Annotated in this window: 8 protein-coding genes and 1 pseudogene; 6 read left to right on the top strand and 3 right to left on the bottom strand. The window is 64.3% G+C overall.

What is annotated here, in order from left to right; genetic code table 11:
• Nucleotides 1–89: 89 nt before the first annotated feature.
• A pseudogene (locus tag ESO89_RS15495) lies at nt 90–521 on the top strand (MOSC domain-containing protein); the annotation flags it as partial.
• Here ESO89_RS15495 and ESO89_RS15490 read toward each other — a convergent pair.
• A complete protein-coding gene (locus ESO89_RS15490) occupies nt 505–843 on the bottom strand; it encodes an antibiotic biosynthesis monooxygenase family protein (protein ID WP_128906355.1) in 339 nt (112 codons plus the stop codon). The pseudogene ESO89_RS15495 and the gene ESO89_RS15490 sit on opposite strands and share 17 nt — an antisense overlap.
• A gap of 57 nt (nt 844–900) precedes the next feature.
• Here ESO89_RS15490 and ESO89_RS15485 point away from each other — a divergent pair, with 57 nt between their 5' ends.
• Nucleotides 901–2,085 (top strand): trans-sulfuration enzyme family protein, encoded by a 1,185-nt coding sequence (locus ESO89_RS15485; RefSeq protein WP_128906353.1) that lies wholly within the window; start codon nt 901–903, stop codon nt 2,083–2,085.
• Between the two features lie 235 nt (nt 2,086–2,320).
• On the opposite strand, the gene ESO89_RS15480 is transcribed toward ESO89_RS15485, so the two are convergent.
• Entirely contained in the window at nt 2,321–2,998 is a 678-nt protein-coding gene (locus ESO89_RS15480) for a nucleotidyltransferase family protein (RefSeq protein ID WP_241686259.1), read from the bottom strand.
• Nucleotides 2,995–4,209: a molybdopterin molybdotransferase MoeA gene (locus ESO89_RS15475; protein ID WP_128906352.1), complete on the bottom strand. Its 1,215-nt coding sequence runs from the start codon at nt 4,207–4,209 to the stop codon at nt 2,995–2,997. Before ESO89_RS15475 ends, ESO89_RS15480 begins: the two co-directional genes overlap by 4 nt.
• Before the next feature lie 226 nt (nt 4,210–4,435).
• On the opposite strand from ESO89_RS15475, the gene ESO89_RS15470 reads away from it, so the two are divergent.
• The 4 genes from ESO89_RS15470 to ESO89_RS15455 all read left to right on the top strand — a co-directional run bounded on the left by ESO89_RS15470 (nt 4,436) and on the right by ESO89_RS15455 (nt 8,885).
• Nucleotides 4,436–5,038: a CoxG family protein gene (locus ESO89_RS15470; RefSeq protein ID WP_128906351.1), complete on the top strand. Its 603-nt coding sequence runs from the start codon at nt 4,436–4,438 to the stop codon at nt 5,036–5,038.
• A gap of 91 nt (nt 5,039–5,129) precedes the next feature.
• Nucleotides 5,130–5,621, top strand: a complete 492-nt coding sequence (locus tag ESO89_RS15465) for a (2Fe-2S)-binding protein (RefSeq protein WP_128906350.1) — start codon at nt 5,130–5,132, stop codon at nt 5,619–5,621.
• 1 nt (nt 5,622) lies between these two features.
• Nucleotides 5,623–8,001, top strand: coding sequence for a xanthine dehydrogenase family protein molybdopterin-binding subunit (locus ESO89_RS15460; RefSeq protein ID WP_128906349.1), 2,379 nt, complete (start codon nt 5,623–5,625; stop codon nt 7,999–8,001).
• Nucleotides 8,001–8,885: an FAD binding domain-containing protein gene (locus ESO89_RS15455; RefSeq protein WP_128906348.1), complete on the top strand. Its 885-nt coding sequence runs from the start codon at nt 8,001–8,003 to the stop codon at nt 8,883–8,885. Before ESO89_RS15460 ends, ESO89_RS15455 begins: the two co-directional genes overlap by 1 nt.
• Nucleotides 8,886–8,892 lie beyond the last annotated feature (7 nt).

Genomic DNA, 8,892 nt, shown 5'->3' with positions numbered 1-8,892 from the left:
CATACGAAGAACTTCGTCGAGTCGTCAGCAATAATGAGGTTATGTCACGGGCTCACGCTGTGCCGGCTGTCGAGACCTCGGGGTAAACACGTACTTTCAGCGAAATTGAGACGGGGACTTTCGTCACGTGGGGGCCGGATGAGGAACGCCCCAGTGGCTATGACGTAACGCTCATCGAGCGAGAAGCAATCGACGGTATTGAGCGCGAGGCAGGTGTCGAACTCAGTCCCGGCGAACACCGGCGGAATATCATCACCCGTGACGCCGCACTCAACCATCTCGTCGGCAAGCGCTTCCGTGTCGGAGACGCCATCTGTCGAGGCGACCGACTCTGTGAACCCTGCGGATATCTCCAAGACTTCATCGAGAAGGATGTGTTGGAGCCGCTGGCTCACCGGGGCGGGCTTCGGGCGGACATCCTCGAAAGCGGGCGTATTCGCCCGAATGACGAGATAGAACCGCTCGAACAGCGCCACGCCACAATCGGATCGGTATCTCTGGCGGTTACCGGGGTTCGGTGACCTCATTGGGAGGGTCTGCGTCGTCACCGAACCCGCTCCCGTACTGCTCGAGTACTTCCGTAACGGTGACTTCGTACGCGTCGTACCACTCAGTCCACCGTTGCTTTGCTCGCTTGTGGTCTGCATCCGCTCCAAACGATTCGAGTGCGTCTAGTGATTCCCAGTAGTAGACAACGAGAACCTCGTCACTTTCGAGGTCGTTCCACGTGCGTTTACCGAGAAACCCGTCTGTGTCTTCGGCAGCTGCCTGTATCGTGTCGTTCAGTTCGTGGAATTCCTCGTCGTACTCTCCCGGGTCAAGACGAAACGTGACGAGATACATCGACACCTGTTTGCTCTCGTAGGTGGATAACTCAAACGAATTCACGACGATTCGTCTATGACACGAGATACTAACCGTTCCCCCGAGCACCAATTCAGAACGCTTGCCGTCGGATCAGGTCCAAACGGGATACGTCCCGCGGAAGGTGGACCAAGCGACGTCATTCCGCCACTACACCTCTCGACCACCTTCGAGTGGGCTGGGTCTGACGAAGTCACTGAACACGCGTACTCGCGCGAGAGCAATCCAACGCGGGCGGCTTTGGAAGACCAGATCGCCCGCCTCGAAGGCGGCGAGCATGGATTGGTGTTCGCTTCGGGGATGGCCGCTATCTCGACGACGATGCTATCGCTGGTTCCGCCGGGGGGTCACATCGTGTCGTCGGACTCCGTCTATAGCGGTACTGAAACGCTGCTCACAGAAATGCTAGCGGGACACTTCGGGATCGACGTTGACTTCATCGACGCCCGCGAGCCCGACAACGTCGCTACGGTAGTTGATTCAGACACTGACCTGATCTGGGTAGAGACGCCGTCGAATCCGCTAGTGCGTCTGTGTGACGTCCGCTCGATAGCCGACATCGCTCAGGATCACGATGTCGCGTTCGGGGTTGATAGCACCTTCGCAAGTCCGTATTTCCAAGCGCCGCTCGAACTGGGTGCAGACGTCGTCGTCCACAGCACCACCAAGTACCTCAATGGTCACTCCGACTCGACTGGTGGCGCCGTCATCACCGACGACGATGCGGTGTTCGAGAACCTAGCGTTTTCCCAGCAAACCGGGCTCGGTAATATGCTCGCGCCGTTCGACTGTTATCTCGTTGCAAGAGGGATCAAGACGTTGCCGACACGGATGGAAGACCACGAGGAGAACGCGCTGGCGGTGGCTCGACTTCTTGAGGACCACGACTGGGTCGATCGCGTTCACTACCCGGGGCTCGAAAGCCACCCACAACACGACCTCGCCGCCGAACAGATGCCCGGGTATAGCGGGATGCTCTCCTTCGAGTTCGACGGCACGCTCACCGAGATCGAAGCGTTCGTCGAAGGGCTCGAGATATTCACTCCCGGAGCGAGCCTCGGTGGCGTCGAGAGTTTGATCGAGGTACCGTCACTGATGATTCCCGATGAGATCGGTCACGGGCCAGCTACCGCCGAGATCCCCGAAAACCTCGTACGGATGTCGGTCGGTATCGAAGATGTCGATGACCTTCGTGAAGACCTCCGGACAGCGCTCCCGTGAACCGCCTCCACGACGCCTCTCGCTAAAGGCGGCTACTGGATTTGTGACTGAATTCCCTGTTTCGAGAGGGAGATTGACTGAAGAACCTGCGCATCTATCTGCTTATTGGGGAGCGTCGCTGAGACGGTCGTGAGGAACGCGAATCAGCCTGTAATGGTAACAACTCTGGCGAGTAACTGGTCGCTCAGACCAACTACTTGCACGACCGCTCATTTCTCCCATCTCGTTGCGAAGCTCACCGCCGCTCCTGCAGTTTTTCCAAGTCTCCATGCCGATCGACATCCGTGAGAACGCCTTCATCACCGGTTTCGACGAGTACAGACCGATCGTCAGTCAACAGAATCTCACGACCCCCGATATCCCCAGCGACGTCTGAGAGGGCATCGAAGTGCCGGTCGTCGAACAACACCGGGTTGCCCCGAACGCCCTCGCAACAGGCGGCAAGCGCATCGCCGGCACCCGCTCTATAGGCCGCCACGAGACGATCGACGCTCTCGACAGAGACGAGCGGCATGTCACCGAGCGCGATGAGGGCGGCTGCGCCGTTCCGGTCGCGGACGGCTGCCACACCTCGGCGGACGGTTGTTGCCTGTCCAGCCTCGTACGCATCGTTGTGAACGGCGGTCACGTCGAGGTCTCCAACGGCGGTTGTGACCCGCTCGTGCTCGTGGCCGGTAACGACGACGACGTCGTCAACGACGGACTCACAGAGGGTGCGAGCCGCATGACGGACAAGCGGCTCCTCTCGCCACGTCAGGAGGAGCTTGTTCCGATCACCGAAGCGAGAGCTCGTGCCGGCTGCGAGGACGACACCGATAATGGGAGATTTGTCGGCCAGTGATACGGACGATGACGATTCCCGTTCGGTGTCGCGGTCGAAGGGCGGCTCGACGACAGGCAGACTGTCGGTCACTGGAGGTTCTCCATTGGGATGACGGCGATCGGTTCGTCCTCCTCACCACCTTGTTCTGTGAGCCAGACGGCGTCCGCACGGGTGGCTCGGGTACTCGCGGCGAGCCGGCCCGGTCTGAACCGACGCTCGAAGATTGGCAGCGCCGAGTCGACGTGTCCGAGCGGCATCGCACCCACATCGGTCAGCGTCACGGGAACGGCATATTCGAGATCGTCGTCGGGCACGTCGAGGTCACGTCGGAGCGACGCCGTCAGCGTGGGAGGCGCCTCCGAAACGATCGGTCCGTCGAACAGCGGGCGGCAGACGAGCGTCGCAGCCAGAAACGCGGCGACCGGCTTGCCCGGGAGCGCGAGGGCGACCGTTTCGTCGTCAAGGCGGGCGGCTGTCACCGGACGTCCGGGTCGGAGTGAGACGCCGCGGAACAGGATCTCACCGAGGTTGTCGAGCGCGGCGACCACGTGATCGCCGCGCCCGACGCTCGTTCCGCCCGTGGTCACCACGATGTCGTGGTCGTCCGCGAGGCCATCGATCCGATCCCGAATGCGGTCCGGTTTGTCGGGGACGCTCCCGGCGAGCGTCGGAGCGTGTCCCCACGCGTCGACGAGCCCTGCGAGCATCTCGGAGTCTCGGTCGGGTTGCACGCCCTCGTGGATCTCAGTGCCGGTCGCCAGCACGGCGACGGAGAACCGTTCGGCTACGAGGACCTCGCTCCGACCTACGTCCCGAAGTAACGCGGCGTCTTTGGGGGTGAGCGTCTCGCTGGGTTCGACGAGCCTCTCGCCGGCGGCGACGGTGGTTCCTCGTCGGTACACGTTCGTTCCGGCGTCGAGCGACGGTCCGGAGAGGATGTCCTCCTCGCGGTCCGCGTCCTCGCGTTTCAGCACCGCCGTCGCCTCCGACGGGAGTGGTGCTCCGGTCGCGATCGGAACGGCTTCACCGGGACTGAGTGACGGCGGGTCGTCTTCGGGGGCGACGGCGGTGTCGCGCACCCGTAACGGGAACGGGCCGTCGGCCGCGAACGCGAATCCGTCCATCGTCGCCACGTCGTGAGCGGGGACATCGACGTTGGCGACGACCGGCTCGGCGAGCGATCGTCCCTCGATTGCCGGCAGCGGAACCACCTCTGTCGGGCCGTCATCGAGCAGTCGCGCTCGCTCGGCGAGTAGCCGTCGCGCCGCCGTCGATCGTCCCGTGAGTCCGTGGTTGGTCACGCGACGACCCCCGGGGTCGTGGTCTGCCGAACGACCGAGCGTCGAGGCGTCCGTTCTGCCGACGACGGATCGAAACAAGTTACGAGAACGGATCGGACGTATCCATTACCAGTTACTTTACCTCCACCATATTTTATTATGTAAGCGAACCTGGTTTTCAGCACGGTAGAATGGTAACACTAACCACGTTAATAAACAGCACGGGACGAATCGAGGTCGACTGAACGTGGAGTTCGAGGGAACGTTCACGATCGAAGACGTGTCGACAGAAGAGGTGTGGCTGGCGCTGTCGGACCCGTTCCTGATCAAACAGTGCTTGCCGGGATGTCAGTTCCTGACGCGGGTCGAGGACCCAGACGACGTGGACTTCGAGGCACTCGGGGAGCGGGAGCCGGACGAGGACCCGCCGACGTTGCCCGAAGCTGCCCCGGAAGACATCTCGGAGCGAGCCTTCGAGGAGGGCGGCCACTACGCCGCGCTGATGCAGATCAGTGTCGGTAGCGTCAAGCCGAGCTTCCAGACGGTCGTCACGATCGACGAACGGGAGCTCCCGGCGATGAACGCCTCCGGCGAGGGGAGCGCGACTGACTCCTCGTTCGAGATGTCGTCGGGGATGACTCTCGTGGAGACCGACGAAGGTGTCGACATCGAGTGGGAGGCAGAGGCCGACGTCTTCGGCAAAATCGCCCAGATGGGACAGCGGGTCATCAGCCCGGTGGCCAACCGAGTTGTCAGTCGGTTCTTCGGCAGCGTCGAGGACCGCCTAACCGAGGTCGCGGAGGAGGACGACTCGGAGGGCCTCCGCGACCGTGTCCGGAACCTACTGTGACCCGAACACCCATGTACAGCCCGGTCGCGGCGGCCGAACCACGAATTGCCCTGGTTTGCGGCGACCAGCGGCCCACGAATCGCGGACACCCATGGCAGAACACGAAATCACACTCACGGTAAACGGGACAGACCACGAACTGAACGTCGAATCACGAGAGCTGCTGGTCCACGCTTTGCGGGAGCAGCTGGGATACACCGGCCTCAACGTCGGGTGTGAGAGTACCATGTGCGGAGCCTGTACGGTCCACCTTGACGGCGACGCCGTCAAGTCCTGCACGGTGCTTGCCGCACAGGCCGACGGCCAAGAGGTGACAACCGTCGAGGGGCTCGCCGAGGGCGGCGAGTTCCACCCGATACAGGAGGGGTTCCAGGAGGAACACGGCCTCCAGTGCGGCTACTGCACGCCCGGAATGATGATGACGGCGACGCAGCTGCTGGAGGAGAACCCGGACCCGAGCGACGAGGAGATCCGCGAGGCCTTGGAGGGGAACCTCTGTCGGTGTACGGGGTACCAGAACATCGTCAACGCGGTCGAGAACGCTGCGGAGAAGATGGGCGCCAGCGCCCAGGGGGACGACTGAAATGAGCGTCGAATCCGTCGATCCGGACGACGTCGACGCCGCCGACATCCTCGGGTCGGCCATCGAACGCCGGGAGGACCCCGCGCTGTTGACGGGTGACGCCGAGTACACCGACGACATCCAGCTCCCGCAGATGACTCACATGGCGGTCAAGCGGAGCCAACACGCCCACGCGGCGATCGACGGCGTCGACACGAGCGCCGCGGAGGCCATGGACGACGTGGTCGCGGTCTACACCGCCGAGGACGTCGACGTGCCGGGGAACGTGCCGACGGGGTGGCTCCTCGACACGCTGAAGCAGGTCGATCACCCGATTCTCGCGAGCGACCGCGTTCGCTACCAAGGCGACGGGATCGCCGTCGTGATCGCCGAGGAGCGGTACGTCGCCCACGACGCCGTCGACGCTATCGACGTCGACTACGAGCGGCTGGAGGCGGTGACCAGCCCGCGTGAGGCCCTGAACGGCGCGCCCGACCTCCACGAGGACGCGCCCGGCAACACCGCCTTCGAGTGGGAAATCGGGGACGCCGAGAAGACCAGCGCGGCCTTCGAGGACGCCAGCCACACGGCCAGCGTCGATCTGGAGAATCAGCTGCTCATCCCGAACGCGATGGAGCCCCGCGCCGCCGTTGCGGACTACAACCCCTCGACCGAGGAGCTGGAGGTCGCGATGACGACCCAGAATCCACACCTCCACCGACTGCTCATGTCCGGGGTCATCGATCACCCGGAACACAAGCTCCAGATCCGAGCGCCCGATGTCGGCGGCGGCTTCGGGAGCAAGATCCACCACTACGCCGACGAAGCGCTGGCCGCGTTGGCCGCGAAGCAGGTTGAGCGGCCGGTGAAATGGGTCGCCACGCGTTCAGAGACCTACCTGACTGATGCGCAAGGGCGCGGTCACGAGACCCGCGGCGAGATCGCGATGGACGACGACGGAAACATCGTCGGCCTGAAAGTCGAGACCGAGGCGAACCTCGGCGCTTACCTCTCGACGTTCGCGCCGTCAGTCCCGACCTACCTCTACGGCACCCTGCTGTCGGGTCAGTACGACATCCCGGCCATCCACTGCGAGGTAACGGGTGCGTTCACGAACGTCCCGCCGGTCGACGCCTACCGGGGCGCCGGCCGCCCCGAGGCGTCGTTCGTCGTCGAGCGGCTGATCCAGCTTGCCGCGAAGGAGATGGACATGGACCCGGCCGAGTTCCGTCGCCAGAACTTCGTGCCGGACGACGCCTTCCCCTACGAGACGGAGGTCGCCGTCGTCTACGACAGCGGCGAGTACGAGAAGACGCTCGATCGCGCGCTGGAGATGCTCGACTACGAGGACTTCCGTGAGCGTCAGCGCGAAGCCCGCGAGGACGGCAAATATCTCGGTGTCGGCTTTTCAGCATACATCGAGGCCTGCGGACTTGCACCCTCGGAGCTCGCCGGTCAGCTCGGCGCACAGGCCGGGCTGTGGGAGTCGTCGCTGGTGCGGTTCCAGCCGTCCGGGACCGTCACCGCCTACTGCGGTACCTCCGGGCACGGCCAGGGCCACGACACGACGTACGCACAGATCGTCGCCAACGAGCTCGGGATCGACTACGAGGACATCGACGTCGTCGAGGGCGACACCGACGAGATCCCGCAGGGGATGGGCACGTACGGCTCTCGGTCGGCGGCGGTCGGCGGGAGCTCGCTCGTCAAGAGCTCACAGAAGGTCGTCGAGAAAGCCAAGTCGATCGCGGCGCACCAGCTCGAAGCAAGCGAGGCGGACATCGAGTTCGACAACGGCGAGTTCCACGTCACCGGGGCGCCGGATCGCTCGATGCACATCACGGAGATCGCCGAACAGGCGTACCTCGCCCACGACATGCCCGACGGCGTGGAGCCGGGGCTGGAGGCGACGAGCTTCTACGATCCGGACAACTTCGTGTTCCCGTTCGGGATGCACGCCGCAGTTGTCGAGGTCACTCCGGACACCGGCGAAATCGAGTTCGAGCGGTACGTCGCCGTCGACGACGTCGGCAACCAGATCAACCCGAAGATCGTCGAGGGCCAGATCCACGGCGGCGTCGCACAGGGGATCGGCCAGGCGCTCTACGAGGCCGCCGAGTACGACGACAACGGCCAGCTCTTGACGGGATCGATGCAGGACTACGCGGTGCCGAAAGCAGAGCACATCCCGGAGATGGAGACCGATTCGACGGTGACGCCGTCGCCGCACAACCCGCTCGGAGTCAAGGGCGTCGGCGAGGCCGGCACGATCGCCGCGCCGCAGGCCGTCGTCAACGCGGTCGTCGACGCGTTGGAACCGTTCGGCGTCGACCACATCGACATGCCGCTGAAAGACGAGAAGGTCTGGCGTGCCATCCACGAGAACGGAGGTGAGCACTGATGTACCCGGGTGAGTTCGATTATCTCCGCGCCGACAGTGTCGAACACGCGCTCGACCTGCTGGACGAGCACCCGGACGCGGAGGTGCTGGCCGGCGGTCACAGCCTGCTTCCGACGATGAAAAGCGGGCTGGCGGACCCGGACGTCGTCGTCGACATCGGCCACATCGAGTCGATGCAGGGCATCGAACACAATGGCGACACGACCAGCCTCGGCGCGCTGACGACCTACGCGGCGATCGACGACACGGACGAGCTGTGGGAGGGCGCGACCGCGCTGGCCGAGGCCGCGAGCGAGGTCGGCGACACGCAGGTTCGCAACCGCGGCACCATCGGCGGCAACCTGGCGCACGCGGACCCGGCTTCGGACCTTCCGGGCGCGGCCATCGCGAGCGACCTGACGCTCGTCGCCGAAGATCGAGACGGAGAGCGTCGGATCGACGCCGACAACTTCTTCATCGCGATGTACATGACCGACCTCGGGGAAGACGAGCTCCTCACGCGGGTCGAGGTCCCGCGCACGAACGAGTCGGCGGGCGGCGCGTACGTGAAGAAGCCGAGCCCTTCCTCGGGGTACGCGCTGATCGGCGTCGCCGCCCGGCTCGAGGTCGACGGCGGGGTGGTCACGAACGCTCGGATCGGGGCCAACGGGGTGATGGACCACGGTGTCCGGCTCGCTCCCGTTGAGGACGCCATCAAGGGCGAGTCCCTCACCGAAGACGCCATCGAGGCCGCGGCCGAGCGGGCGACCGACGACCTCGACGTCTCGATGGCGATGGACGACATTCAGGCGTCGTCGGAGTACCGCGCTCACCTGCTCGGGGTCTACACCGAGCGAGCGCTCGAACGGGCGGCCGAACGCGCCGGCGCAACCGTCCCAGCGTGACTCGGCC

This window comes from Halorubrum amylolyticum, assembly GCF_004114995.1.
Classification (GTDB): Archaea; Halobacteriota; Halobacteria; order Halobacteriales; family Haloferacaceae; genus Halorubrum; species Halorubrum amylolyticum.
The sequence above is the reverse complement of the archived record's forward strand: the minus strand, read 5'-3'. Positions and strand labels throughout refer to the sequence as shown.